The organism is Paraburkholderia sp. SECH4 (genome assembly GCF_030511745.1).
Classification (GTDB): Bacteria; Pseudomonadota; Gammaproteobacteria; order Burkholderiales; family Burkholderiaceae; genus Paraburkholderia; species Paraburkholderia madseniana.
The window spans coordinates 43,293-68,760 of sequence record NZ_JALOCP010000027.1 but is presented as its reverse complement, the minus strand read 5'-3'; the positions used below and the strand labels follow the sequence as shown (position 1 = coordinate 68,760).

Here is a 25,468-nt window from a genome sequence, read left to right as displayed (position 1 = left end):
GCTTATGCGGACAGCTTTTGCATTTCGGCGAAAAGATCCGCTTTTCCTTCGAAGCCGATGCCAGGCAGATCCGGCATGGTGATGAAGCCGTTCTCCACCTTCACGCCGTCGGGAAAGCCGCCATAAGGCTGGAACAGGTCCGGATAAGATTCATTGCCACCCAGACCGAGTCCGGCCGCGATGTTCAACGACATCTGGTGTCCGCCGTGCGGAATACAGCGGCTCGGCGACCAGCCGTGTTGACGCAGCATGTCGAGCGTGCGCAGATACTCCACCAGGCCATAGCTCAGCGCGCAGTCGAACTGCAACCAGTCGCGATCCGGACGCATGCCGCCGTAACGGATCAGGTTGCGTGCGTCCTGCATCGAGAACAGGTCTTCGCCAGTTGCCATCGGCTTGTCGTAGTAGTTGCGCAGCGTCGCCTGCAATTCGTAGTCGAGCGGGTCGCCCGGTTCTTCGTACCAGAACAGGTCGTATTGCGAGAGTGCCTTCGCGTACTGGATCGCGGTGTCAAGGTCGAAGCGGCCATTGGCATCGACAGCGAGTTTCTGGCCGTCACCAAGTACGCTCAGGATCGAGTCGATGCGGCGCAGATCTTCATCGAGCGAAGCGCCGCCGATCTTCTTCTTCACAACCGTATAGCCTCGGTCGATATAGCTGCGCATTTCGTCTTTCAGCTTCTCGTGGTCCTGGCCTGGGTAGTAGTAACCGCCGGCTGCGTACACAAAGATCTTGCGATCGGGCTGGCCATTACCGTAGCGGTCGGCCAGTAACTGGAACAGCGGCTTGCCTTCGATCTTCGCCACCGCATCCCAGATCGCCATGTCGATCGTGCCGATGGCGACCGAGCGCTCGCCGTGACCGCCCGGCTTTTCGTTCGTGAACATGGTCGCCCAGATCTTGTGCGGATCGAGGTTGTCGCCGGCATCGTTGACGAGCGTGGCGGGATCGGCTTCGAGAATGCGCGGAATGAAGCGCTCGCGCATCAGCTTGCCCTGGCCGTAGCGGCCGTTGGAATTGAAGCCGTAACCCACGACCGGTTTTCCGTCACGGATGACATCCGTCACCACGGCGACGAGACTCAGCGTCATCTTGCTGAAGTCAATGTAGGCATTCCGGATCGGGGAGCTGATCGGAACAGTTTTTTCGCGGATTTCAACGATTCTCATGACGGTGTCTCCTGAGTTTTGGGCACGTTTTGCATGCGTCCGGCTGCAATGGAAACTAGCTTATCCGCGAAAGGAGGGATTAGAATTCACTTGGATTCATTTCATTTTTTACTTTTGGTGAACAACTGAAGTGACGACTGACTCAGCATCCGACTTCGAGTTTTTCATCCTCCTCGCCAGACTCAAAAGCCTGTCGGGAGCGGCGCGGGCGCTCGATCTCACCCCGCCGGCCGCGACCAAACGCCTGGGGCTGATGGAACAAAGACTGGGGGCGCGGTTAGTCAACCGGACAACGCGGAGTGTCAGCCTGACGCCCGAGGGCGAGACCTACCTGCGCTACGCGACACAGATCGTCGGGCAAGTCCGGCAGATGGAGGACGAGATATCGGGGGCTCGATCCGATCCCCACGGACTGCTACGCGTCAATGCGACGCTCGGCTTCGGGCGCACGACCATCGCGCCGCTTGTGTCCGAATTCGCGAAGCGTTTTCCCAACGTGGAGATCCAGTTTGAGGTGACCGACCGGCCCATCGATCTGGTGGAGGAGGCCTTCGATATGGCGATTCGTTTTGGCGAACTCCCTGACAGCCGGCTTAGCGCCCGGCGCATCATGAGCAATCGTCGCTTTCTTTGCGCCTCCCCGAAATACCTCGAGCGTTTCGGGACACCGGAGTGCGTAGAGGATCTCGTTCGGCACCGTTGCATCATTCATCGGCAAAACGATGATGCCTACGGCGTGTGGCGGTATATGCAGGGGGACCACACCGAAGCGTTGAAAGTCAAAGGCGCGCTATCGAGCAACGATGGCGATATCGTGCTGCGGTGGGCACTCGACGGGCATGGGATATTGATTCGTTCCGAATGGGATCTGGCGAAATACGTCCAAAGTGGGCGGCTCAAACTGGTCTTGCCGGAAACGGTGCTGCCCTCAGCCGACCTCTTCGTCTACTATCCGAGCCAGCGAAACCAGACGGCCCGCGCCCGCGCATTCATCGACTTTCTGATCGATCGCTTTCAAGCACCGTTTATACCTGTCGAAACCGGTGCTTCGATCTATGATCAAAAAAAGAAAACGGGCCGCAAGTCATAAGTCACGCAGACGCGAACAATGCAGCGGCCCAATCCGCAAACACCCTCACCTTGGTGCTATATCGTCGGCTAGGCGGATACGCGATATAGACCTCAAGCGGGTTCGGTCGCCATCGCGTGAGAATAGGTACAAGTTTCCTCTGCTTGATGAACGGGCGAGCCATGAAGTCCAACGTGTGGACGATCCCCAAACCGGCCAGTGCAGTTGCAATGTGCGAATTGCTCTCGCTGACAAGAACGTCATTGCGTACGCGGCCAAGCGTGATCGTCTCCTCGCCCCTGCGAAACATAAGGGGCTGTGTCACACCCGTACTGGCAGAAAAATATCCCGCAACAGGCAGGTTGTTATCCACGATTTCCTGTGGATGTTTCGGTGTGCCGTACTTCGCGAGATACGCGGGACTCGCACATGTGGTCCACGCAAGCTTCCCGATCGGATGCGTCACAAGATCCGGATCGTCGGCTGTACTTCGAATTGCACAGTCTATGTTTTCCGCGACAAGATCCGCGGTACGGTCCGTGACGCTTAGTTGAACCTGTATGTCCGGATAACGCTCGAGAAAGGTTGGCAACGCGGGAATGAGAATGCCGCTTGCAGTCGATCCGCCAGCATCGACTCTCAGCACTCCACGCGGGCTCGCCTCCTCCCGACCCAGCGTAGCCTCTATGTCATCGAGTTCGCTGAGGAGTTGCCGAGTGCGCTCATAGTAAGCAGCGCCATAGGTCGTCACGCTGACGCGCCGCGTATTTCGCTCCAGCAGTTTTACGCCAAGATGCGCTTCCAGTGACTGGACCCATTTGCTCGCCGTGGCATTGGGCATATTCAGAGAAAGGGCTGCCCGCCCGAAGCCTCCTGTCTCGACAACGCGAACAAAAATACGGATGGCCTGCAGATGGTCCATGGATCTACCTCGTCGATTATCCATCCCAGTGAATAGATAAACCACAATATACATATTTATCTGCATGGGTGTTTAAACTAAGCTGGGCTCATTAATCCACAGATGAACCAGGAGTCCTGAAATGACAACGTCCCTCTACGACAACATCCATTCGACCAAGCATGCGGGAAAGGTGGCGCTCGTAACCGGCGGCAGCACCGGAATCGGCCTCGCTACCGCCAAGCGCCTCGCTCGCGAAGGTGCAACGGTGTTTATCACCGGTAGACGCCAGGCGGAATTGGACACGGCGGTATCTGAAATCGGGCACGGGGCACGCGCGATTCGTGGCGACATTTCGTCGGCCGCAGACCTTAAGAGAGCCGTCGACGCGGTGTCTGCGGAACATCAACGGATAGACATTCTCTTCGCCAATGCGGGCGGCGGCGAGTTCTCCCCGCTTGGACAGATCACCGAAGCACAATTCGACAAGTACTTCGACATCAACGTGAAAGGCACCTTGCTAACCGTGCAGAGCGCATTGCCGCTCATGCGGGCCGGCAGCGCCATCGTGATTACAGGATCGATCACATCGGCACAAGGTGTACCGGCGTTCGGTGTCTACGCCGCCACCAAGGCTGCATTGCGCTCCTTCGCACGCACCTGGGCATCGGATCTCAAAGGCCGAGACATCCGCGTCAATGTGGTCGCGCCTGGTGTCGTCGTCACGCCTGCCTACAAGACCGAACTCAAGCTGAGCGACGAACAGATCGAAGCCTATTGCAAGGAGGTTGCCGAGACGACACCGCTCGGCCGTGTCGGCAGCACCGATGAAATCGCCAAGGCGGTTTCCTTTCTCGCCTCCGACGATGCCAGCTATATCACCGGGATAGAACTGTTCGTTGATGGTGGACGCGTGCAAGTCTGATTTTTTCAGCGCCGGATCGATGGCCGCTCGACATTAGCAGGTAGCACCCATTTTTAACGCACGGGTTCGTGATGCCGGCGGACCATCGCTCGGCCCGGTCCGCGACGGGTTCTGTGCTCGCGTCAATCCGTCGCTATAATGTGCCATCCGGCGGGCGATCGCTAGTCCACCGCACGTGGCAGCACGACAGCGCCGCGTTCCCGCTTTGCAACGAGGCTTCCGGTGATGAGCGAGTCTAATCTTCCACATGTGCTTGCAGTGGACGACGATCCAGCCATTCGCAATCTCATTTGCGAGTATCTGACGGACAACGACTTAAAGGTGACCGTCGCCGCCGACGGCCAGGAAATGACCGCCGCGTTGGCGGAATACGCGATCGACCTGGTCGTACTCGATCTGCGGATGCCGGGCGAGGATGGGATGAAAATCGCGCGTCGGCTACGCGAGCAGTCATCGCTGCCCATCATCGTTGTATCAGGCCGCCTCGACGAGGCCGACCGCGTCATGGCACTCGAACTCGGCGCCGACGACTACCTGACCAAACCATTTAGCCCGCGCGAACTGCTGGCTCGCATCCGCACGGTGTTGCGGCGCACAGCGGCCACGCAGTCGCTGACAGGACGTCAGGTCGACGCGCGCGCGTACCGCTTCGCCGGATGGGAACTGAATATCGGCACGCGCCGGCTGACATCGCCGGACGGCAAGCGCGTCGAGCTGACCAATGGCGAGTTCTGCCTGCTCAACGCGTTTCTCGCTTCTCCGGGCCGGATTCTCACGCGCGAGCAGCTACTCGAAGCGAGCCGGCTTTACGACGACGTGTACGACCGGTCGATCGATGTCCAGATTCTCCGGCTGCGCCGCAAGATTGAAGAGGATCCATCGCATCCTGCCTACATCAAGACCGAACGCGGCGCCGGCTACATCTTCGCAGCGAGCGTCGACAAACTGAGCGCAGCGGCCTCATAAGCGCCGTCCTGCCGCCATAACTGCTGGGCTTTGCGCGCACTGCCGGATCAACGTTCATATGAAGACGAGAGCATCCACGCGCGCCAGCCTCCGTCAGCCTGCCCCACGCGCCACCGGAATCACCGTTAAAGACCGAATCCCCTGTGCCCCGCGAATCAGGACACCCTCGATGTCAGCGGTCGCCGAGGGTCCGCTCATCAGCACCGCGTAATTCGCAGCGAAGAAGTCGGACCGGTGATACGCATGGTGCAGATTACCGACAATGTCCGCAGGATCCAGCAACGCAACGAGGTGTTGTGACAGATACCCAAGCGCATTGACCTGATACTGCGCTTCGCTGAGCCAGATCGACCCGGTTTCGGCGACCGCAAACAGCGGCCGGACGATGCCGACATCGACGTCGTTCAGTTCGTGCGGATCGCGGACCTGTTCGATGCGTCGGGTACCCGCCACTTCGGGCACGGCCGAGCAGATCACTTTCGCGTCCGGAAAGCGCGCGCGGATCTGCGCTTCGAGATCACCGTCCGGGGACCTGTCCGCCCAGATGCCACCCATGCTGGCGAACGTTTCCTTGAATTTTTCCAGTGCCGGTGGCAGGCCGGCATCGAACATGGGCACGTCGGGTAGCGTGGCCGGCGTGCGCTGCGCGCTGCGCAGACTTGCGAGAATAGCGTTTCGGCTGCTCATTTTGCTTTCCTGTTTTTCAGGTACCAGTCGCGGAAGGTTTGCTCGGGCGCGTCCGGCACTTCCCGTTGCTTGCCCCACGCATTAAAGGGGTTGTAGATGAAGGCACGCGGCAACTTGGCAACGGCGGTGTCCGCTGCCTTGATCGCCGCGCGGTACAGTGCCGGCTCGGCCAGCACTTTCCCCGCGACTTTCATTGCCTGCGTCTTCACGAACGGCAGCTCATGCTGCTCGGCAACAATCTGGCGCCACTTGTAGATCTGTTCGTGGATGTTGATCTTGACCGGGCAGACGTTCGTGCAGCTACCGTTCATCGTCGAAGCAAACGGCAGCGCGCTGTATTTCTTCAGATCGAAGGTCGGATTGATAATCGCACCGATCGGCCCGGAGTAGACTCCGCCGTAACTCAGGCCGCTGCTGCGCCGGTAAACCGGACACGTATTCATACAGGCGCCGCAGCGGATGCACTTCAGCGAGTACCAGAAGTCGTCCATTGCAAGCCGTGCCGAGCGGCCGTTGTCGACCAGCACGAAGTGCATTTCGCCGCCTCTGCGCGGGCCGCGGAAGTGCGATGTGTACTGCGTGATCGGCGAGCCGAGTGCGCTGCGCGACAGCATGCGAATGAATACCCCGAGGTGCTCGAGCTTCGGAATCACCTTCTCGATGCCGATCGATGCGATATGCAGCGACGGCACGTTTGCACTGAGATCGGCATTGCCTTCGTTCGTACACACCGTGATACCGCCTGTTTCCGCGACCGCGAAATTGCAGCCGGTCATCCCGGCTTCGGCGTTCAGGATCAGCGGCCGGGTCGCATCGCGCTGCGCTTCGGCAAGGTAATGCACGTCGTCGTTGTCCGGGTCGGTTCCGAGTGTCTTCGCAAACACTCTGGAGACGTCCGATGCAAGCTTATGAACCGCCGGCACGACGATATGCGCGGGGCGCTGGTGATCGAGCTGCTGGATCCGTTCGCCCAGGTCGGTTTCCACGACCGTGATGCCGCGCGGTTCGAGGTACTCGCGCATTCCGCATTCTTCCGTCAGCATCGACTTGCTTTTGACGAGCGTCTTCGCGCCGTGGCTTTCGAGAATCTCGTGCACGATGCGATTGTGCTCTTCCGCATCCTTCGCCCAGTGCACGATCACGCCGTTGTTCGTCGCGTTGCGCTCGAATTCTTCGAGGTGGTCGGCGAGGTGCGTCAGCGTATGTTCCTTGATCCCTGATGCAAGCGAGCGTAATTGTTCCCATTCTTCGATGCCGTGCGCGGCCTCGTCCCGCAAGGTGCGCAGGGTCCACAGGCGTTTGTCGTGGAACTCGATGTGCTTTTCGTCGGCGATAAATTCGCGCGACGCCTTTACGTGGTCGACACGTTTCATGAGCGGGCTCCATTGAGAATCTGGGCGATATGGATAAACTTCAGATCAAGGCCGAGCCGTTCCGAGCAGCCTTTCTGGTGCATCAGGCACGACGAATCGGCGGATACGATGTATTCGGCGCCGGCCTGCTTGTGATCGCGCACCTTGTCCTGGCCCATCCGCGCAGAGACGGGTTCCTCAGTCACGCAGAACGTGCCGCCGAATCCGCAGCATTCGTCAGGCCGGGCAGGCATAACGAACTCGATACCCTTGACCTTCTTCAGCAGCGATAGCGGTTTCGAGAAGAACGGCTCCTCAATCTCCGACATCTTCGCGGTGCGCAACGATCGAAGCGTTCCGCAACTGTTGTGCAGCCCGACCTTATGCGGAAACTCGGCCCACGGAAGCGCGTCGACCTTCAGCACGTCGTGCAGGAACTCGACTAACTCGTAGGTATTGGCACGCACTGCCCTGCTTTGCGCTGTCGATTCGACGGCCGTCATATGATCGCGCACGTGATGCACGCAGCTTCCGCTCGGCGCCACGATGTAGTCGTAGCCGGAGAAGTTCTTGACGAACAGCGCTTCAGTGGCAGCAGCGTCTTTCTCGCAACCGCTATTGCCCATCGGCTGTCCGCAGCAGGTCTGTTCGAGTGGAAAGTCGACATCACAACCAAAACGCTCGAGAAGCTCGAGTGTTGCGACACCGACGTCCGGAAAGAAGGCGTCGATAAAACATGGAACGAACAAGGCGACTTTCATGGTGTCTCCGGTGGCGGGATGAATTCCAGTGGGATGAAGCGGCTGAACTCGTCTTGTGCTCAAGTTTCCTGGCCTGCGGTTGCCGCCAGATTGCAAATCACACAGGTTGGGTTACATCCGTAATCCGGCGCGGCGCTTCCATCCGCGTGTCAGTAGTGCCCTGAAGTCAGGTCGACCTTGCCCTTGAAGACGTGATAACTGTAGGCCGTATAGCCCAGCATCAACGGGTAGATGAACAGACCCTCTCCCCAGAACATGAAGGCCAGGCTGGCATGCGGACTCGCGGCGGCTGCCACAGTGAGCGAGAACGGGACCATGTACGGCCAGAACGAGATAGCCAGCATCGCGTACGCGCAGATGAACAGCAGCACGATCATGAGGAACGGCTGGTCGTCGCGGCGCCGTCTGACGCCCGTCAGAGTGCCTACGATGGCGCAGAGCGCGATCAACGGTACAAGGAAAAGATAGGGGCGATCGAGCCAGCGGTGCATGATCGCGAGGTTTTCATGAAGTGCATGAAAGAACAGCACGATCAGCAGAACGAGCACCACCAGAAGCAAGGGTGCAATCGCACGATACGCAGCGTCGCGCGCGTCTGCCTCGCATTTCCTGACAACCCAGCTCGCACCGAGCAGAGCGTAGCCGGCGCATAACGCCACACCGCACAGTGCCGAGAAACTGCTGCACCACGTCATGACGTCGCCGGTAAAGTGGCCGTTGACGACCGGCAGCCCTTTGACCAGCGCGCCGACCATTGCGCCCTGCATGAAGGCGGCGACGAGCGAACCCAATACGAAGCCAACGTCCCAGATCGCCCGCGTACGGCGAGCCCTGCCACGGAACTCGAAGGCGACACCGCGAAAGATCAGGCCGGCGAGCATCAGCATCACAGGCACATAGAAGGCGGAGACCAGCAACGAGTAAGCCTGCGAAAATGCGCCCCACAACACCACGCCGGCTACGATGAGCCAGGTCTCGTTGCCGTCCCACAGCGGCGACACGGCGGCCAGCATATGACGCCGGCGTGTTTCGTCCCGGGTCAGGCCGAACAGGATGCCTACACCGAGGTCGAAACCGTCAAGCAATACGTACAGCAAGATGCTAAAGGCGAGTATCAGCGACCAGTAGAGGATCATTTGAGCGTCTCCCAGATCATTTGACCGTCGACGACAGATCCGCCGCCACTGAAAGCGGACGGTTCGGCAAGGCAGCAGGCGGCGTGTGCAGCAGATCTTCGGCAGGTCCCCCTTTGAGCAGCCTGTAAATGTAGAACGTGCCAAAGGCAAAGATGAAGACGTAGGTCGCACAGAAGACCAGCAACGAACCCGCGGCTGCGCGCGGCGTCAGGAACGGCGTAAGCGCGTCAGCGGTGCGCAGCAGCCCATAGACGGTCCACGGTTGCCGTCCCACCTCCGCGGTAAACCAGCCGGTGAGCGTCGCGATGAAAGGCAGCGGAAAGCACAGGAATACCGTCCACAGCAACGCGCGCCGCTGCAGCAGGCGCTCCTTGAGCGATAGCAAGGTGCCGCCCCACGCAACGAGCAGCATGATGAGACCGCATCCCACCATGACCCGGAACGCAAAGAATGGAATGACGATCGGCGGACGCTCGCTGCGTGGGAAGTCGGTGAGACCGACCTCTTTCGAATCGAGCGTCATCGACCCAATCAGACTGCCCAGCACCGGCACCGAAATCGCATAGTCGTTCTTTTCGTGGGCGGCATCGGGCCACGCAAGCAGAACTTCGGATGCGGGTTGTTCGTCGTGCCAGCGCGCCTCGATCGTTGCAAACTTGATGGGCTGATAGCGGTGCACATAATCGCCGACCAGATGTCCGAATAGCAGTTGAACCGGTACGAGGATCGCCGCGAGCAGAAGACCCATGCGCAGCATGATGCGCGCTTCGGCGGGACACATCCTGCGCAGCGTGTACCACGCACCGGTCGCGGCCACACAAAACGCTCCAGTAACGTAAGCCGCCAGCAACATATGAGGAAACCGCACCCAGACAACCGGGCTGAAGATGATTTTCAACCAGTCGTCCGGCACGTAGACGCCACCCTGGATGATGTAGCCCACCGGATACTGCATCCAGCTATTGTTCACCATGATCCAGAACGCCGAGAGCGTTGTGCCGAGCGCCACCATCGCGGTGGAAAACAGGTAGAAGCCCGGCCTCACCCTGCTCTTGCCGAACAGCAGCACGCCGAAAAACGACGCCTCCAGCATGAAGGCCGTAAAAGTCTCATAGGACAACAGCGGCCCCTGAATCGGCCCCGAAAGCCGCGAGAGTTCGCTCCAGTTCGTGCCGAACTCGAAAGCCAGCACGATCCCGGAGACCACGCCCATGCCGAATGCGATCCCGAAGATCTTCAGCCAGAAGTCGAATACCCGGCGGTACGCGGGCCGCCCGGTGATCAGATGCAGCGCTTCGAGTACCGTCAGCCACGCCGCCAGTCCGATCGTGAACGACGGGAAGATGATGTGGAACGATACGGTGAAGGCGAATTGCAGTCTCGACAGCATGAGCGCGGTGGTGTCCATTTCACTCCCCTAGCGCCACAGGTTGGTTTGCGCGAGATCGATCACCTGGTCCGCTTGTCCGTTCAGGATTGCCTTGACCATATAAAGCGAGAACCCCTTTGCCATTTCGAGGTTGACCGCGGGGGGCATCGCCAGCTCCATCCGGTTGACAACCGCGTCGATCAACACCGGACCGTTGTGGTCGAACGCCGCGGCGATGCCGGGCTCGACATCGTCTGGCTTTTCAAGGCGGATACCGCGGATACCTACGGCTTCGGCCATCGCGGCGAAATTCGGGTTGTTCAGCTCGGTGCCGATCGGCACGAACGATGTGGACTTCTGTTCGAGTTCGATGAAGCCGAGCGCGCCGTTGTTGAAGACCACCACCTTGACCGGCAGGCCGAGTTGCGCAAGGCTCAGGAAATCGCCCATCAGCATCGCGAAACCGCCGTCGCCCGACATGGAGATCACCTGGCGGTGGGGAAAGGCCGCCTGTGCGCCGATCGCCTGCGCCATGGCGTTGGCCATCGAGCCGTGCCAGAACGACCCTATCAGCCGGCGCTTGCCGTTCATCGCGAGGTAGCGCGCGCCCCATACCGTCGGTAAGCCAACATCGCAGGTAAACACCGCGTCTTCCGTTGCATGGTCACTGATGGCTTTGGCAACCTGCTGCGGATGGATCAACGACTTCCTGGCACTGGTCTGCGCCAGCGCGTCGAGATCCTTGCGCGCCTTCCGGTAATGCTGCTGCGCCTGCGTAAGATGCGCGGTGTCGGTCTTCTCCTGCAGTTTCGGCATGAGCGCCGTGAGCGTCGCCTTCGCGTCGCCGATAATGCCCAGATCGATCGGCGTGCGGCGCCCGAGATTACCAGGGCGGATGTCGATCTGGACGATGCGCGTGCCCGTCTTGCGAGGATAGAACTGGCTATAGGGAAAGTCCGTTCCCAGCATCAGCAGCAGATCGCAATCGAGCATTGCGTAGTAGCCCGATGAGAATCCGATCAGGCCGGTCATGCCTACGTCGTACGGGTTGTCCCATTCGATGTGCTCCTTGCCGCGCAACGCATGGACGATCGGTGCCTTGAGCCGCTCGGCCAGCGCCACCACCTCATCATGCGCACCCGCGCAACCCGACCCGCACAACATGGTCACGCGGCCCTGCCCGTTGAGCATCGCGGCCAGCCGGTCAAGATCGGCTTCGGCCGGCGTGACGACTGCCTGCGGCGGCAACAGACCCAAGGCCGAGGGCGGTGGCGCATCAACCGCCTGCTGCAACGCGACGTCGCCCGGGATAACGACCACCGCCACGCCGCGCTTGCCGGTCGCCTCGCGAATCGCGGTCTCGAGCGTGCGCGGCATCTGGTTGGCGCTCGAGATCAGTTCGCAATAGTGGCTGCACTCCTTGAACAACGACTCCGGATGGGTTTCCTGAAAGTAGCCGCTGCCGATTTCCCGAGACGGAATATGCGCGGCGATCGCCAGCACTGGAACCCCCGAGCGATGGCAGTCGAAAAGGCCATTGATCAGATGCAGGTTGCCGGGCCCGCAACTGCCGGCACAGACCGTGAGCGAACCCGTCAGGTGGGCTTCGGCACCCGCGGCGAACGCGGCAACTTCTTCGTGCCGCACGTGGATCCACTCGATCCCGCCGTGACGGCGGATCGCGTCGGTCAAGCCGTTGAGGCTATCGCCAACGATGCCGTACACCCGCTTGACGCCTGCCGCCACCAGTACCTCGACAAACTGCTCCGCTACGGTCATCGACATTGCAATTCTCCAATAAATAAAGATCGACTGATTGCCCGCACGTGCCCGTCTCGACGTCGGTTCGCGACGGAGGATACGTCGGGTCATGTTACGAATCCGTCGGGGGACGGTCCAAGACCAGCTTGTTATGCTTCTATGTCTTTTTTCTTATAGAGTTGGGTGCCGGCGCGCCGGGAATGCTGTCGTGAGGCGCCAGCGTTTTAAGGAATGCATGCAAATGGGGCGTGAGATCGTCATTCCGGAAACTCGCTGTCAGCGTGGTGGTCCGGGACGCGCCGACGCCTTGCAGCGGCCGGTAGACCACATCCGGGCGACGATGGCGCGCAACCGATTCACCGACGAAAGTGACACCAAGTCCGCCCCCCGCCAGCGCAATTGCGGTCTGAATCTCATAGGCATGGTGCGCGACGCGGGGCGTCACTCCCGCGTCCAGGTATAACGATTCGATAAAGCGCGAGAAGCGGGCGTTGGGATGCTTCGGATAGAGCACAAGCGGTGACTGCGCCAGCTGCGCGATGCGCACGGCCTTGTTGCCCGCCAGCGGGTGATCGTGGGCCAGCGCAATCATCACGCGTTCACGCAGCAGCAGTAGCGAGGAACACCCTGCTGCGGTTTGCGCCTGCCGTCCAATGCCGACGTGGATGCGGTGTTCATGCAGCGCATCTGCCTGTTCTTCGGTGAGCATCTCGAACAGTTTGAGTTCGACATCAGGATGAGTGCGGTCGAAGGCCCTGAGCGCTGTGGGCAACACGCTATACATCGCCGAGCGCGTGAAGCCAATGCCTAGCCAACTCCGTTTGCCACACCCTATCTCACGCGTGGCGAGCGTGGCTCGCTCATAGCTGGCCAGTAGCTGACGCGCCTCGGCACTGAAATAATGCCCCGCTTCCGTCAGCCTCAACGGACGGCCGCTGCGGTCGAACAGTTGTGCACCGAGGCGTTGTTCCAGCAAACTGATCTGCCGGCTCAACGCCGGCTGCGCGACGTGAAGACGTTCTGCAGCGCGGCTGAAATTCAATTCGTCCGTTAGCATGACGAAGAATTGCAGGTGCCGAAGGTTCATGACTGACAATGCCTCTGGTTCTGGTGAGACCCGGACGAACGAGCTAAAGCACGTTCTCCGCTTCTCAAATCAATAAACTGAAATCACCGCGTCGCGAACTGCTGGCGTAGCTTCCCAGTCCGTAGCCGATCACACATCATCCGGCGCCTTCGTTGTCCCGCTGCGAAAGCGCGCGATTCATCGCCCACGCAAGATCGGCTTGCCGAAGCGGTTTGCGCAGCACATCGGCGATGCCGGCCGCTTTCGCGTCGCGTTCCAGGGCGGCATTGCTATACCCGCTGGCAAGAATTACCGGAACGTCAGGGCGAGCCGCGCGAATGCGTGTGGCCAGTTCGAGACCCGTGATACCCGGCATGGTCTGATCGGTGATCACCGCATCGAAGCGCTGAGGACTCGCGTTGAACGCCTGCCACGCCGCTTCGCTCGAAACGAAACCGATCGGTTCATAGCCCAGTTCCGCGAGGACTTCTTCGCCGAGAGCGACGAGCGCCTCTTCGTCATCGACGAGCAGCACCGTCTGTCCGTCACCATGCGGCAAAGCCGCTTCGCGCTGAGCAACCGATACGGCCACTGCGTCGATCACCGGCAGATAGACGTCGAAGTGCGTGCCCGCTCCGACGACACTTCGCACGTCCACCGCGCCGCTGTATTCCCGAACGATGCCCTCGACAAGTGAAAGACCCAGCCCCGTGCCTTCGCCGGCTTTGCGCGTGGTAAAGAAAGGATTGAAGATGCGTTCGAGCAGATCGGGGGAAATGCCGACACCAGTGTCGCGCACCGTGAGCCGCACGAACTCGCCCGAACCGACAGCGCCGTGCGATAGCGATCGCGGGGTATCGAGGTGCTGCAGCGCCAGTTCGACGCGGAGTGTGCCGCCGTCCGGCATCGCGTGAATCGCATTGCTGCACAGGTTCATGACGACCTGGTGCATATGCGCAGGATCGCCGGCTACGAACGCATCCCGCGCATCGAGTCGAACCTCGAGTTGAACGGTTTCCGGCAGCCGCACCTTCAGGAGTTCAATGGTCTCCATGACCACCGGCTGGAGATGAACCGGCATCCGGGTGGTGATTCCGCTGCGGCTGAAAGTCAGAATTCGCTCGACGAGCGATCGTGCGCGATCGCCGGCATTCAGCACCTGCTCGATATAGCGCCGCTCCGGCGTGCCCTCCCCGATCGCATCCAGGGCGCGCTCGCCATAGCCGAGTATCGCCCCCAGGATGTTGTTGAAGTCGTGAGCGATGCCGCCCGCGAACGTGCCGAGCGCTTCGAGCTTCTGCGACTGCCGGAGCTGACTTTCCAGCTGGCGACGCGCCGCTTCGTCCTCACGGCGTTGCGTCACGTCCTCCACGGTGGCGACGACCACGTCCTCGAGTTGCGGCGATGAACGATCCGGGGACTCCGTCGAGACAGTGAGGCGGGCAACGTTCATATCGGTCCAGACCACATGCCCATCGCGATGGAGATAGCGCTTCTCGAAACGCAAGCTGTCGTGTTCGCCTCGCATCAACTGGTCGATGAACCGTTGCGTGAGCTCGATGTCGTCGGGATGCGAGATATCCGCAGCCGTCAATTCGGCGAGTTCGGCCGCCGTATACCCGATCATGCGCTGGAATGCGGGATTGGCGCTCAGATAGTAGCCGTGCGGACGCAGCAGCATGATGCCCGCCGGCGCATTCTCGAACACGACTCGCCAGTGTTGCTGGCTGGACTGCAACTGGCGATTGACCCGGGCGAGGCGCCGAACCTGCCTGACGAGCGCGATGGCGAGCACCGCGACGAACAACGAGAGTGCAGCCGCGCCAATCAGTTCATCGATGGTCGACGTGCGCCACGTTGCAAGTGCCACCGCTTCGTCGCGGGTAACCTCAACCCTCAGTGGAAAACCGACTACCGCTCGCTGCGCTAAACGCACGTGCCGCGAAGGGTGGTCCGCCGGTTGTCCTTCGAACACGACAACCGGTGTTCCGTCGATGCGCCGCAGGCGGATCGAGGTGCCGGGACCGAGATTGACCTGTTCATAGAAGTTGCGGAAATACTCGTTTTCGACCAGCGCGACCACGACGCCTCTGAACTGACCTTGTGCGTCTTCAAGCCGCCGTGCGAGAGCGAAAGTCGGTCTTCCGTCTGCGAGGCTCACAATGGGCTCGCTGATCGCCCGTGCATCTCCGTGCGCGCGCTGTAGTTGCTGGAAGTACGTTCGGCCTGTGACATTGACGGGTTTTGGCGCCGTTAGCGTTGTCGCGACCCGGTTGCCGGCCGCATCGAAAATCTCGAGTTGACGAATCTGCGGTACACCGTCGATTTCCTGACGCAGAAATGCGCGGGACTCATCGGGCGATAATTGCGTGCGCGCCGGATCGAGCGCCCACACGGAAGTACGGCCAAGGATGAATTCGACGCCCTGCAGCGAGCGCGCAGTCTGTTCCGCGAGCGCGCTCACGAGACTCGACAGCTCGTGGTCGTTGTAGGCGAGCGTGAGCCGGCGGGAGCGCATGATGTCGGTCGCCGCGCCGATCCACAGCAAAACGATCAGCAGACCGCCGCCCAATGTGATGAGCCAGTATCTGCCCGGCCACGCGAAACTTTGTCTCGCCCGTTCCGTATCGGTCATGTCAAGCCGCCTCATCGAGGTTCATTCATGGACAACGGCGCAAGCAGCGTCTTGATTGACGCGACGAGCTCGTTGCCTCCGAACGGTTTCGCGAGTGCCTGCTCCACTCCAAGTTGCCGGATGGCCGCGTCGGCCATCGCAGGGCCGCCCCTGAAGTAACCGGAAATCGCCACGATCGATGCCTGCGGAAAACGTGCGCGCAGTGCATTGATGGTCTCCATCGAACCGGATTTCGGCACATTCAGATCGACGACGACGACCTTCGCAGAGACCGTTTCGTCAAGACGTCGCGCGTGCGCCGCATTGCACTCGAGGACGCGATATCCGGCATCCCGCAGCGACAAGGCAATCAGATCGCGCATGAACGGATCGTCTTCGATTACGAGAATATCTGTTTTGGTTTCCATCGTCCCAATACCCCTTTTCAAGCGACCGCGAGGTGGCGAGGCAAGCTCGCCGCAGCACTGTATGACGTATTAAAGCGGCTGCCCGTCTCGCCACTGTTTCAGTGCGCTCGCCCAAAGTTACAAATGAAACGGAGTGAAGCGACCGCCTCATTTCAATTGCAACCGAACCGTTCATGACTGAAACCCGCAGGTAACGGCCCGTTGATGAAATGCGGTCATCGGACGTCAACGCAACGACCGAAGCCCAGGCAGGCAATACGTGCAATAGATGATCTTCCTGCAGCGCCGGACAAACCACGTCATCTGATATTTATCACGGCGCGGCCCGCAATGCGGCGACCTTGCCGAGCGGACTGCCCAATCCTGAATGCTCTAAAGGAAAGCAAATGAATCTTCGAGAAATGATGCGCTCGATGGACATGGAAGCGGCAAAGGCGCATTTGAATGTGGCAGTGTTGCTGACGTTGTCGGGCGGTTTTCTCGACGCGTTCACCTACCTGGGACACGGCAAGGTCTTCGCCAACTCGATGACCGGCAATATCGTGCTGATGGCAGTCAACCTGGCCGCCGGTGACTGGCACCAGGCGTCGAGACATGTTTCGCCGCTCGTCGGCTTTGCATGCGGAATTCTGGCAGCGCGTCTGTTGCAATTGATGACGCCACGCTGGGTCCGTCAGCCGGCCATCGCAGCACTCATATTCGAAATCGTGTTTCTAGCGGCAGCGGCGCTGAAAGGGCTGCCCGAATTCTGGTTGATACCCGGCATTTCGTTCGTCGCGACGTTGCAAACGATGTTCTTCATGCAGTCCGGAACGGTGACCTATACGTCGGTCATGACCACCGGCAATTTGCGGCGGAGCATCCAGCTATTTTTCGAATCGACGATACCGAAACGCGACCCCGCCGGCTTACGCGAGGCGGTCGTACTCGGCACGATCAGCCTCAGTTTCGCGCTCGGCGCCGTGGTGGGCGGTTTGACTACACGCCGCCTGCACGATGCGGCGTTAGGCGTGCCGGCCACTTTTCTTTTCATTGCGTTGCTCGACATTTTTCGGCGCGTCTTATCAGGCCGCTTGTCAGGCACCACAGCGGACGAGCGCGGCGCCACATCCGGGCCTCGCGGCCAGGTCTCAAACCGCGATCGAGTGTCCGGCCAAGCGCGCTAGTTCATCATTCGCACCGCGCAATGCTGAATGCGCCTGCCTTTTGTCCGATCTTCATCTGGCATCTGCGAATAGCGTGGACTACGCTACTTTTTACTATGCGACTCTAAAGCATGGCTGACCCTCGACGTCACAATTGCGCGGACTTTCGTGCACCCTTTCCGCACGTGTCTGCCGACACCGGGCAAAAAATGACTGCCTGGTGAAGAGTTTCGCCATTCATTACATTGGCCCACGCATGGGCTTTCTCGCCTCACGCTCGGGAACAGGCGGTCGCACCGACGGCCTCTCGTTCTCTCATCGCTTGCTCGGCAAACGGCGGTAGCCGGTAACACTGCGACCGCTTTTTATTTCATTTGTTTGAATTGGGCGCCTCATCTCGCCAGGCAATAGCCCGCTGCGCGCTGTGATGTTACGTGCCTGGTTCGGTAACAAGGGGATGACCATGAAGATCAAGCATTTAGGCATTTTGTCAGCAATCGCCGTTGTACTTCTCTCGCTCAGTGGCGCCGCGCAGGCCGGCGGCCCCGGCGACCGCGGCGACCGCGGCGGCCTTTGCTCGAACGCAACGCTAAGGGGACCGTTTAGTTTTATCGGTCACGGTGAGATACTTGGATTGAAGAAATCTGCCGATGGTACGTTTCATCCGTACACCGCCCCGTCGATCCTTGATGACGTCGCCCTGGTGACGTTCGACGGCGCAGGCGGTTTTACGCGCACCGACTTCGGGGTGATCGGCGGTCTGCCGAAAGGGGGGCAGACTACATTTAATCCGAACCAGACCGGAACCTACACGGTGAACTCCGATTGCACCGGCACGATGAAAATCGTCTATACCGCAGGCGGAGCCGTGCCGGCCGGCGTCGAGACTGATCTGAACATCGTCGTCGCTGCCGACGGGACGCTCGTCGAGTCCGTTGTCTACAGGGCGGTCACTGTGGCAGGCGCTAGCATGGACGGCCAAGCAGTGTGTCCACCGGATTGCGAGCAAGGTGTGCAAGAAAGCTTTGAGGGGAAAAAGGTCCTGGTCTACGGCTTCCGTTAGTCGAGTCCCGGATGGACCACGCTCGCTAAGGCGATGGTGGTGGTGCCGCCGGCACCAATCCGTACCTTGACATGACATCGATAAGCTTTGAGCGGTCGGGCGGCCCGCCGGCGCTTACGATTGCCCCGACATCACGAAAATACTGGGCGCCTATGTCGGGCGTAAGAACGATCAGCGCGCGGGCCGTGTCATTGTGCGGGTTGCTAAAGTGATGAACCGACCCACGCGGAGTAAACATCCATTCTCCCGGTACCAGGTCTCGGACAACCCCGTCGACCGAGTACCGAAGCATGCCCTCCAGCACATAGACGCACTCTTCGTTACGCGTGTGGCTATGTGGCGGTGGGACTTGTGAACCAGGCCCCACAGTCAATTCGAAAACACCCATCCCGCCCGTGGCAGTTCCATCGACCAGGTACTGAATGCTCAATTGACCAATGTTGATTGGTTCGATTGGAGCCGCGCCGTTCAGTGTCATTTTCGAACTCCTTTGGATTAAGGATACTCGTCAGTCCACCAGCGTTGCAGGTAAGGGGCGTGCCGCTTGCGGCGCGTCCGCCGACCAAAAGGAACGCGGTTCATCCAGGATTATGCGCCTCTCAACTGTCCGGCAGTCTCAGGGGGACGGTTCCACGCCAATTCGGCGCAGGCAGGGTGGTGGCGCTGGATGCGGGCTTTGCGTTCCTGACCGCACGCGATTCAGGTCAGTTATTTCGCCGCACGATAAAACGGCTCGATCTTACAGCGGAGACCGTGACCGTCGTGTGTGATCCGCTTTCGCGCACGGCATTGTCGAATTTTCTGCGCGAAGCCGGGGTGGAGGCAGCGGCAAGGTGTTAACCGAGGGTTTCACAGGACGAAACTTTCGCTCGCATCCGCCGATAACTCGAACAGGAACCACCTGGATGGCCGCCGGACAGTCCATCGGCGCCACCAGGCGCGCCCATACACATGCCACTTCGCACGGCAGCCCTGCGCGATTTCCATTCGTTTGCACGAGGACTCAGGATGCACAAGCTCAGTTTTACGCAGAAGCTGTGGCTGCCGCTGATCATCAGCCTCATCGCGTTGCTCGCCGTCTCGGTATCGGCGGCGTGGCAGTCGCGCGAGACGCGCATCGAGGAACGTAAGCACGACCTCACGAACGTCGCGCACGTCGGGCTCAGCATCGTGACGGAGTATGCGGCGCTGGCGCAAAGCGGCGCGCTGCCGGAGGCGGATGCCCGCAAGCAGGCACTCGAACGCCTGCGCGGCGTCCGCTACGGCGAAGACGGCTACTTCCTCGTGATCAACTCGAAGCCGCAGATGGTGATGCATCCGATCAAGCCGGCTCTCGAAGGCAAGGATCTCGCGGGTAGCGCGGATGCCGATGGCCGCCACCATTACGTGACATTCGCGTCGGCTGCACAGGTGCCGGACGGCGGTTTTGTCGACTACGTGTTCCCGCATTCGGGCGCGGCGTCGGCGCAGGCGGTCGGCAAGATCGGCTACGTGGTGCGCTATGCGCCGTGGGACTGGATCATCGCGACCGGCGCCTATGTCGACGACATCGACGCTGCGTTCATGGCATCGCTGTGGTTGATCGGCGCGATCTTCCTGGCGGTGTCGGCGGTGCTCGTGACGCTCGTCGCGGTGACGAATCGCAGCATCGCGCGCACGGTCGGCGGCGATCCGGCCTACGCGGCCAATGTAGCGGACGCAATCGCATCGGGTGACCTGACGGTGGCGATTCGCACGCGCGACGGCGACACGTCGAGCCTGCTGCACGTGATGCAGCGAATGCGCGACGCGCTGACGGGCACCATCTGCCAGATCAAGCATGCATCCGACAACGTCGCGTGCGGCGCGAACGAGATCGCGAACGGCAATGCGGACCTGTCGGCGCGCACCGAGAGCCAGGCGGCGTCGTTGCAGGAAACTGCGTCGAGCATGGAGCAGATGACGGCGATGGTCCGCCAGACTGCGGACAACGCGCGCACCGCCAGCGAACTTGCGGCCGACGCCGCGAAAATCGCGAACCGCGGCGGCGACATGATCACGCAGGCTGTCGCGGCGATGAAGGGCATTTCGAGCGAATCGGGCCGCATGGTCGAGATCATCGCAACGATCGAAGGTATCGCGTTCCAGACCAACATCCTCGCGCTGAATGCGGCGGTCGAGGCGGCACGCGCGGGCGAACAGGGCCGCGGCTTCGCGGTCGTTGCGAGCGAGGTGCGCAGCCTCGCGCAGCGTAGCGCGACCGCGGCGAAGGAAATCCGCGAGCTGATCAGTCATGCGGTGGGCAGCGTCGGCAGTGGTGCAACGCTGGTCGAAAACACCGGCTCGACGATCGACGAAGCGCGCGACGCGATCATGCGTGTGACCGGCGTCGTGCAGGAGATCGCGGCGGCCGCGGCGGAACAGAGCGCCGGCATCGACCAGGTGAATCTCGCGGTCACGCAGATGGACAGCATGACGCAGCAGAACGCGGCGCTCGTCGAGCAGGCGGCGGCCGCGGCGCAGTCGCTGAAGGAGCAGGCGATGAGCCTGCAACGCGCAGCCGCGGCCTTCCAGGTGAACGACGCAGACGCTAGCGGCGGCACATCGTTCGCGTCGGCTTCGACGCCGCGCCGCGTGGCGTTCGCGTAGGCATCAAACTACCTCGTCAGTAATGCGAACGTGAGCATCGGTAATGTGGAACCCATGCTTCTCGATGTCGTCCAGACACTCTCCCGAGTCAACGCCCGGGGTCGGTTTGTCCCGGCTTAGTTCCACTGATTTGGGACGCGCGTGCACGCCGTATTGACGGACCTCTAACAATGCCGGACTCTGTTGAGTTCGCAATACGCTATCACGGTCTGCTCTTCGCAGCCGTGGGATTTTCCGGACACTGCGCCTGGCGACGGTATAGACTCGGACCTATGCAAGTTGGTTGATCTACCGCGTGGCGTTGGACCACCACGTGAGGTACACATAGCAGGTGACCGGTGTGCCATTTGCGTTGCGACGCAACAAGGCACCTGTTTGCGGCCGGATGCGCCCAGCACTGACGGAGGCATTCAAATGTGTGATGTCTGTGGTGATGCGCAGCACGAGCCCCAAGTATCGCGCCGGGATTTCCTGAAGACTGGCGCACTCGCGGCGCTCCTCCCCTGGAGCGTGGGTGCCGCCATCGCGGCCGAGCCGCCAGCACCCGGCGCATCGCCACCACCCAACTCGATCGCGCCTGCGGACGCGTTGAAGCGAATCATGGATGGCAACGCGCGCTACGCCGCCAACACGCCGAACGAGCGCGACTTTTCATCAGGTCGCGCCGCCCGTGTGCAGGGGCAGTATCCGATCGCCACGATCCTGAGCTGTGCCGATTCGCGTGTGGCGCCGGAGTTCGCGTTCGATCAGGGGCCGGGCGATCTCTTCGTTTTACGCGTCGCGGGCAACATCGTAAACCCGGATCTGCTTGCATCGCTCGAATACGGCGCTCAGTTCCTGGGGGTGCCGCTCATCATGGTGCTAGGCCATACCGGATGCGGCGCAGTCGACGCCGCAATCAAAGTGCTGAAGGCCAAGGCGGTCCTTCCGGGTCATTTGCCGGGACTCATCGCCGCGATCAAGCCGGCCGTCATCGCCGCCGAGAAGACGAAGACCGGCAACTTGCTGGACAACGCGGCCGCCGAGAACGTGCGACGGCAAATGGCTCGACTGAAGAGCTCACCGCCGATCGTCCAAAAACTTTACGAGAGCAAGAAGATCGACATTGTTGGCGGCATGTATGACCTCGCCACCGGCAAGATTGCACTCATCTAAACGAGTGGGTTTGCCCGTGCACGGGTGCCAGCGGCCGTACGGCGGTTTTGTTTTGTTTAAGTAAAAATCTGCTTCCGGGCTATGTATATGCTGAAGATAGCCGTCCGCAGTTGGCCGAGGCCGATGCCCCCGCATGAAACGCTCGGAGGAAAATCCATGACCAACCCGACCTATCACGCGTCCGACTTTCGACGGCAGCGCAGCGTCGGCATTGCCGGCATCGCAGTCGCGTCGCTGTTTGCCTCGGGGCTCTGGCTCGGCATCGATCTTTTGATGTCGCCCCTGCCGGGCATGGACAGCCTCGGTGCGCGGATGCTTCTGACGCTCAAATGCTGCTGTGCTGCCGTGCTGTTCTGCCTGGTGACGGGCGTCGAAGCCGTAGCGCACGAACGATTGACCTCGCCCGCATTCGATCCGCTGGCGGGCTTCGAGACACGCAGGTTGCGCATCAATCAACGATACCTGCAGAACACGGTGGAGCAGATCATCGTGTTTGCGGCATCGCTGTTCGGCTTGGCCGCCTACTGTCCCGACGGCTCGTCCATGCGCACGGTCGTGGCGACGACCGTGGTCTGGATCGTCGCGCGGGCCGCGTTCTGGCTCGGCTACCATCGCAGCGCCGCGATGCGCGGACTCGGGGCGCCGGGCATGGCGATCAGCATGATCGTGCTGCTGTATGTAACGAGCCGGTTTGGGAGCGAGATCGCGGGGACGGTGGGCGCCATTACGCCGCTCGTTGCATTTTTCGCGATCGAGGCGGTCTTGTTTTGGGGGACGCGTCCGGTGAAAGCGGGTTGATTCAAAGGAGTCGGTCGAGCCGGCCATTTGATTCGCCGAGCCGATGGCACTCTGTTCCTGTCGCGATGCGATCTACGTAGTTTGTTTCGATGCGGATGCTGTAGGTGTTTTGAACGCATCGGGATATTCGTGACGAAACCAATCCTTCACTTGATCGTGATTAAGCGCAAAGAATTCACGCGATCGAGGGATAAGGACAAAGCCGAAAGCCAGCAGACAGGTGGCGAGACCGAAGCATGTATAGACCTTGCTTACCGCCCAATGCGTGAGCGCCGCACCTGCGATCATCGGCCCAAGAATGCCGGCGATCTGTGTGGTCATCATGCTGGCAGCGAGAATGCGCACGCGGAAATTCTGCGGGATAGCCAATGACCGATGAGTCGCGCCAACGAGCCCCATCGATGCGTTGGCGAAACCCACACAGGTAAGCGCAAGTACTAGCAAGACTGGTGAATGGGCCCAGCCCGAAACGGCAAGTGCCAGCCCTTCGCACATAGCGGCACCCACGCGGACATTGAATCGGCCGAACCGGCTTACCAGTGCGTCAGAACCACGAAAGCTGCCGACTAGCAAACCTATGGATAAGGCCGCTTCGCAACCACCCAGCCAGAGACCCGACAGCCCGAGTGATTGGACTTTAAGCGGGATCAGCATGCCGACTGCCGGCCCCTGGAATATCCATACGAGGAAGTTGACAAGTGTCCAGCCGCGCTCCAACGGGACGATCCATTTAGCGTGCAGTCCAGCACGCAGGTCTTCCCACCAACGGGCTAACCCGCGATGGTGGTCGCTATGCTCAGACTGGGATGGAAGCTGCGAAGTCACGTAGGCAGCGACGCCAAGCAGAATACCGTTCATCCAGAATGTTGCAGCGATACCGCCCAAGGCGAGTGTTGCTCCAGCCAGTGCCGGTCCCAAGGCACGACCAGCCGCTTGCGTCGACTTACGAAGACGAAGCGCCTCGGCCAGACGATTCGCCGGAACAAGTTCGGCCGAAATGGTGGAACTGGCCGGATCGATGAAAGCTTTCGCTATTACGGTGGCCACGCCTATGCAGACGATGAGCATAAGTCGGTAGTCGGACAGCGAGGCGAGCGTAGCGAGGGTAAAGGCAACGACCATCAAAGCGCAGACACCCCATACAATCTGCGGTCTCTTGGCGTATCGGTCCCCAAGCGGCGAAAGCAGCGGCATTGCAAAAATCGTGGTGATGGCAATGCTTACGCTGTAGATCGCAAGGTCATGTGCACCGCCCCGATGAACGATCCACCAAGGGAGCGTGATATAGCCAACCATGTCTGCCAGGATCGTCAGAAAATCGCTGAGAAGCAGACTGGCAAGAGCGGGGGCGATTGCGTCTATACGAGATTTGATTCGCCGAAACACCGCTTTCTCCCCTGTTGAGTTCGATGATGCTACCTCAACATTTTCCACATTGTTTAGATCAACGTTTCCAGACGTTGGTGTTTCACTAGTGGGACGATGCATGTTTCCGTTGTGATAGTGAGGGGCGACAGCAAACGGCCATGTCCCGGTTGCGGACCGCTGCTTTCCGGGCCCGACGGCGAGGGATCAGGTACGCGACAGCCTCCCTGCTCCAGCGGTCTTTCAGCCGTCGGTCGAGACCGTAACAGACTCCCAGTCACGGATCTCATTTCCCAACGCGGACAACTTGTCCCTCACGAGCCCGAGTGCATCGCTACCGAGCAAAAGATGCGCGGGAGGGCGGTCCGCTGCGATTGCGGCGAGCATCGCGCGTGCCGCCTTTTGGGGATCTCCCAATTGCTTGCCGTTCTTCTCCTCACGCGCTTTGCGGATGGGCTCGAAGATAGCGTCGTAGTCCGCAATCGAACGGGGCGTTCGCGTCATCGAGCGACCCGCCCAGTCGGTGCGGAACGAGCCTGGCGCGACGGCTGTTACAGCGATGCCGAAAGGCTTGACCTCTTTGCCAAGCGCCTCAGAGATACCCTCCAGCGCGAATTTGCTTCCGCAGTAGTAGGTGATTCCGGGCATGGTGATATGACCGCCCATCGACGTGATATTCAGAATGTGGCCACGTCTGCGCTTACGCATGAAGGACAGGACGGCTTTCATCATGGCGACAGCGCCAAACACATTCACATCGAACTGTCTGCGCATCTCGGACAAAGGCGATTCTTCCATGATGCCTTCGTGCCCGTAGCCGGCATTGTTGACCAGAACGTCCACGGGTCCGACGCTCGCTTCAATTTCCGCCACGATGCCCTCGATGGCATCGAAGTCAGTCACGTCAAGTACACGTCCAAAAGCAGCGTTCGCGGACAGAGACTCGAAATCACGCTTTGCCTGCGCACTTCTCACAGTCCCGACGACTTTATGTCCCGCCGCTAACGCCTCTCCTGCGAGCGCACGGCCGAAGCCGCTGCTGACGCCAGTGATGAGCAGAATTTTGCTGGATGCCACTGAAGCTTCTCCCGAATGGTGTCTGGAGAATGC

At 60.4% G+C, this 25,468-nt stretch carries 22 protein-coding genes; 8 read left to right on the top strand and 14 right to left on the bottom strand.

The window, feature by feature from the left end:
- Positions 1-2: 2 nt before the first annotated feature.
- Positions 3-1,169, bottom strand: coding sequence for a mandelate racemase/muconate lactonizing enzyme family protein (locus M0D67_RS29385; protein WP_054033760.1), 1,167 nt, complete (start codon positions 1,167-1,169; stop codon positions 3-5).
- 130 nt (positions 1,170-1,299) lie between these two features.
- On the opposite strand from M0D67_RS29385, the gene M0D67_RS29380 reads away from it, so the two are divergent.
- Positions 1,300-2,259 (top strand): LysR family transcriptional regulator, encoded by a 960-nt coding sequence (locus M0D67_RS29380; protein ID WP_168435734.1) that lies wholly within the window; start codon positions 1,300-1,302, stop codon positions 2,257-2,259.
- A 1-nt stretch (position 2,260) separates the two neighbouring features.
- On the opposite strand, the gene M0D67_RS29375 is transcribed toward M0D67_RS29380, so the two are convergent.
- Positions 2,261-3,160, bottom strand: coding sequence for a LysR family transcriptional regulator (locus M0D67_RS29375; RefSeq protein WP_266240680.1), 900 nt, complete (start codon positions 3,158-3,160; stop codon positions 2,261-2,263).
- 121 nt (positions 3,161-3,281) lie between these two features.
- Between M0D67_RS29375 and M0D67_RS29370 the strand changes: the two genes are divergently transcribed.
- Together M0D67_RS29370 and M0D67_RS29365 are read left to right on the top strand one after the other, a co-directional pair.
- Positions 3,282-4,064, top strand: coding sequence for an SDR family NAD(P)-dependent oxidoreductase (locus M0D67_RS29370; protein ID WP_266240679.1), 783 nt, complete (start codon positions 3,282-3,284; stop codon positions 4,062-4,064).
- A gap of 225 nt (positions 4,065-4,289) precedes the next feature.
- The gene (locus M0D67_RS29365; protein ID WP_154561142.1) at positions 4,290-5,030 is read left to right on the top strand and encodes a response regulator; all 741 of its coding nucleotides are present in this window, start codon (positions 4,290-4,292) and stop codon (positions 5,028-5,030) included.
- 93 nt (positions 5,031-5,123) lie between these two features.
- Here the strand turns inward: M0D67_RS29365 and M0D67_RS29360 are convergent, their stop codons facing one another.
- The 9 genes from M0D67_RS29360 to M0D67_RS29320 all read right to left on the bottom strand — a co-directional run bounded on the left by M0D67_RS29360 (position 5,124) and on the right by M0D67_RS29320 (position 16,204).
- Complete coding sequence (locus tag M0D67_RS29360) at positions 5,124-5,717, bottom strand: LUD domain-containing protein (RefSeq protein ID WP_171928148.1); 594 nt, start codon at positions 5,715-5,717, stop codon at positions 5,124-5,126.
- The gene (locus M0D67_RS29355; protein ID WP_266240678.1) at positions 5,714-7,090 is read right to left on the bottom strand and encodes a lactate utilization protein B; all 1,377 of its coding nucleotides are present in this window, start codon (positions 7,088-7,090) and stop codon (positions 5,714-5,716) included. Before M0D67_RS29355 ends, M0D67_RS29360 begins: the two co-directional genes overlap by 4 nt.
- Positions 7,087-7,830, bottom strand: coding sequence for a (Fe-S)-binding protein (locus M0D67_RS29350; protein WP_171928146.1), 744 nt, complete (start codon positions 7,828-7,830; stop codon positions 7,087-7,089). The genes M0D67_RS29355 and M0D67_RS29350 overlap by 4 nt, the downstream gene beginning before the upstream one ends.
- Before the next feature lie 149 nt (positions 7,831-7,979).
- Entirely contained in the window at positions 7,980-8,966 is a 987-nt protein-coding gene (gene cydB / locus M0D67_RS29345) for a cytochrome d ubiquinol oxidase subunit II (protein ID WP_171928145.1), read from the bottom strand.
- A gap of 16 nt (positions 8,967-8,982) precedes the next feature.
- Positions 8,983-10,374: a cytochrome ubiquinol oxidase subunit I gene (locus M0D67_RS29340; protein WP_171928144.1), complete on the bottom strand. Its 1,392-nt coding sequence runs from the start codon at positions 10,372-10,374 to the stop codon at positions 8,983-8,985.
- A gap of 9 nt (positions 10,375-10,383) precedes the next feature.
- On the bottom strand, positions 10,384-12,120 hold the full coding sequence (gene poxB, locus M0D67_RS29335; protein WP_266240677.1) for a ubiquinone-dependent pyruvate dehydrogenase: 1,737 nt from the start codon (positions 12,118-12,120) through the stop codon (positions 10,384-10,386).
- Between the two features lie 133 nt (positions 12,121-12,253).
- On the bottom strand, positions 12,254-13,183 hold the full coding sequence (locus M0D67_RS29330; protein WP_266240676.1) for a LysR family transcriptional regulator: 930 nt from the start codon (positions 13,181-13,183) through the stop codon (positions 12,254-12,256).
- A gap of 136 nt (positions 13,184-13,319) precedes the next feature.
- Positions 13,320-15,797 carry an ATP-binding protein gene (locus tag M0D67_RS29325; RefSeq protein WP_171929395.1) on the bottom strand — a complete coding sequence of 826 codons (2,478 nt, stop codon included), beginning with the start codon at positions 15,795-15,797 and terminating at the stop codon, positions 13,320-13,322.
- A gap of 11 nt (positions 15,798-15,808) precedes the next feature.
- Positions 15,809-16,204, bottom strand: coding sequence for a response regulator (locus tag M0D67_RS29320; RefSeq protein WP_171929396.1), 396 nt, complete (start codon positions 16,202-16,204; stop codon positions 15,809-15,811).
- A gap of 386 nt (positions 16,205-16,590) precedes the next feature.
- On the opposite strand from M0D67_RS29320, the gene M0D67_RS29315 reads away from it, so the two are divergent.
- Positions 16,591-17,370, top strand: a complete 780-nt coding sequence (locus M0D67_RS29315) for a YoaK family protein (protein ID WP_233469127.1) — start codon at positions 16,591-16,593, stop codon at positions 17,368-17,370.
- A 442-nt stretch (positions 17,371-17,812) separates the two neighbouring features.
- Entirely contained in the window at positions 17,813-18,412 is a 600-nt protein-coding gene (locus M0D67_RS29310; protein ID WP_171929397.1) for a hypothetical protein, read from the top strand.
- Between the two features lie 25 nt (positions 18,413-18,437).
- Here M0D67_RS29310 and M0D67_RS29305 read toward each other — a convergent pair whose 3' ends face one another.
- The gene (locus tag M0D67_RS29305; RefSeq protein WP_154561162.1) at positions 18,438-18,890 is read right to left on the bottom strand and encodes a cupin domain-containing protein; all 453 of its coding nucleotides are present in this window, start codon (positions 18,888-18,890) and stop codon (positions 18,438-18,440) included.
- Between the two features lie 530 nt (positions 18,891-19,420).
- Between M0D67_RS29305 and M0D67_RS29300 the strand changes: the two genes are divergently transcribed.
- The 3 genes from M0D67_RS29300 to M0D67_RS29290 all read left to right on the top strand — a co-directional run bounded on the left by M0D67_RS29300 (position 19,421) and on the right by M0D67_RS29290 (position 22,993).
- A complete protein-coding gene (locus tag M0D67_RS29300) occupies positions 19,421-21,040 on the top strand; it encodes a methyl-accepting chemotaxis protein (RefSeq protein WP_266240675.1) in 1,620 nt (539 codons plus the stop codon).
- Between the two features lie 510 nt (positions 21,041-21,550).
- Positions 21,551-22,195, top strand: a complete 645-nt coding sequence (locus tag M0D67_RS29295) for a carbonic anhydrase (RefSeq protein WP_266240674.1) — start codon at positions 21,551-21,553, stop codon at positions 22,193-22,195.
- A 156-nt stretch (positions 22,196-22,351) separates the two neighbouring features.
- On the top strand, positions 22,352-22,993 hold the full coding sequence (locus M0D67_RS29290; protein ID WP_266240673.1) for an MAPEG family protein: 642 nt from the start codon (positions 22,352-22,354) through the stop codon (positions 22,991-22,993).
- A 72-nt stretch (positions 22,994-23,065) separates the two neighbouring features.
- Here the strand turns inward: M0D67_RS29290 and M0D67_RS29285 are convergent, their stop codons facing one another.
- A complete protein-coding gene (locus M0D67_RS29285) occupies positions 23,066-24,481 on the bottom strand; it encodes an MFS transporter (protein WP_233469128.1) in 1,416 nt (471 codons plus the stop codon).
- Positions 24,482-24,601: 120 nt separating this feature from the next.
- On the bottom strand, positions 24,602-25,435 hold the full coding sequence (locus tag M0D67_RS29280) for an oxidoreductase (protein WP_266240672.1): 834 nt from the start codon (positions 25,433-25,435) through the stop codon (positions 24,602-24,604).
- Positions 25,436-25,468: the final 33 nt, after the last annotated feature.

Coding starts and splice junctions, on each gene's coding strand:
- M0D67_RS29385 (WP_054033760.1), bottom strand. CDS start 1,169: ATGAGAATCGTTGAAATCCGCGAAAAAACTGTTCCGATCAGCTCCCCG.
- M0D67_RS29375 (WP_266240680.1), bottom strand. CDS start 3,160: ATGGACCATCTGCAGGCCATCCGTATTTTTGTTCGCGTTGTCGAGACA.
- M0D67_RS29370 (WP_266240679.1), top strand. CDS start 3,282: ATGACAACGTCCCTCTACGACAACATCCATTCGACCAAGCATGCGGGA.
- M0D67_RS29365 (WP_154561142.1), top strand. CDS start 4,290: ATGAGCGAGTCTAATCTTCCACATGTGCTTGCAGTGGACGACGATCCA.
- M0D67_RS29360 (WP_171928148.1), bottom strand. CDS start 5,717: ATGAGCAGCCGAAACGCTATTCTCGCAAGTCTGCGCAGCGCGCAGCGC.
- M0D67_RS29355 (WP_266240678.1), bottom strand. CDS start 7,090: ATGAAACGTGTCGACCACGTAAAGGCGTCGCGCGAATTTATCGCCGAC.
- M0D67_RS29350 (WP_171928146.1), bottom strand. CDS start 7,830: ATGAAAGTCGCCTTGTTCGTTCCATGTTTTATCGACGCCTTCTTTCCG.
- cydB (WP_171928145.1), bottom strand. CDS start 8,966: ATGATCCTCTACTGGTCGCTGATACTCGCCTTTAGCATCTTGCTGTAC.
- M0D67_RS29340 (WP_171928144.1), bottom strand. CDS start 10,374: ATGGACACCACCGCGCTCATGCTGTCGAGACTGCAATTCGCCTTCACC.
- poxB (WP_266240677.1), bottom strand. CDS start 12,120: ATGTCGATGACCGTAGCGGAGCAGTTTGTCGAGGTACTGGTGGCGGCA.
- M0D67_RS29330 (WP_266240676.1), bottom strand. CDS start 13,183: ATGAACCTTCGGCACCTGCAATTCTTCGTCATGCTAACGGACGAATTG.
- M0D67_RS29325 (WP_171929395.1), bottom strand. CDS start 15,797: ATGACCGATACGGAACGGGCGAGACAAAGTTTCGCGTGGCCGGGCAGA.
- M0D67_RS29320 (WP_171929396.1), bottom strand. CDS start 16,204: ATGGAAACCAAAACAGATATTCTCGTAATCGAAGACGATCCGTTCATG.
- M0D67_RS29315 (WP_233469127.1), top strand. CDS start 16,591: ATGAATCTTCGAGAAATGATGCGCTCGATGGACATGGAAGCGGCAAAG.
- M0D67_RS29310 (WP_171929397.1), top strand. CDS start 17,813: ATGAAGATCAAGCATTTAGGCATTTTGTCAGCAATCGCCGTTGTACTT.
- M0D67_RS29305 (WP_154561162.1), bottom strand. CDS start 18,890: ATGACACTGAACGGCGCGGCTCCAATCGAACCAATCAACATTGGTCAA.
- M0D67_RS29300 (WP_266240675.1), top strand. CDS start 19,421: ATGCACAAGCTCAGTTTTACGCAGAAGCTGTGGCTGCCGCTGATCATC.
- M0D67_RS29290 (WP_266240673.1), top strand. CDS start 22,352: ATGACCAACCCGACCTATCACGCGTCCGACTTTCGACGGCAGCGCAGC.
- M0D67_RS29285 (WP_233469128.1), bottom strand. CDS start 24,481: ATGCATCGTCCCACTAGTGAAACACCAACGTCTGGAAACGTTGATCTA.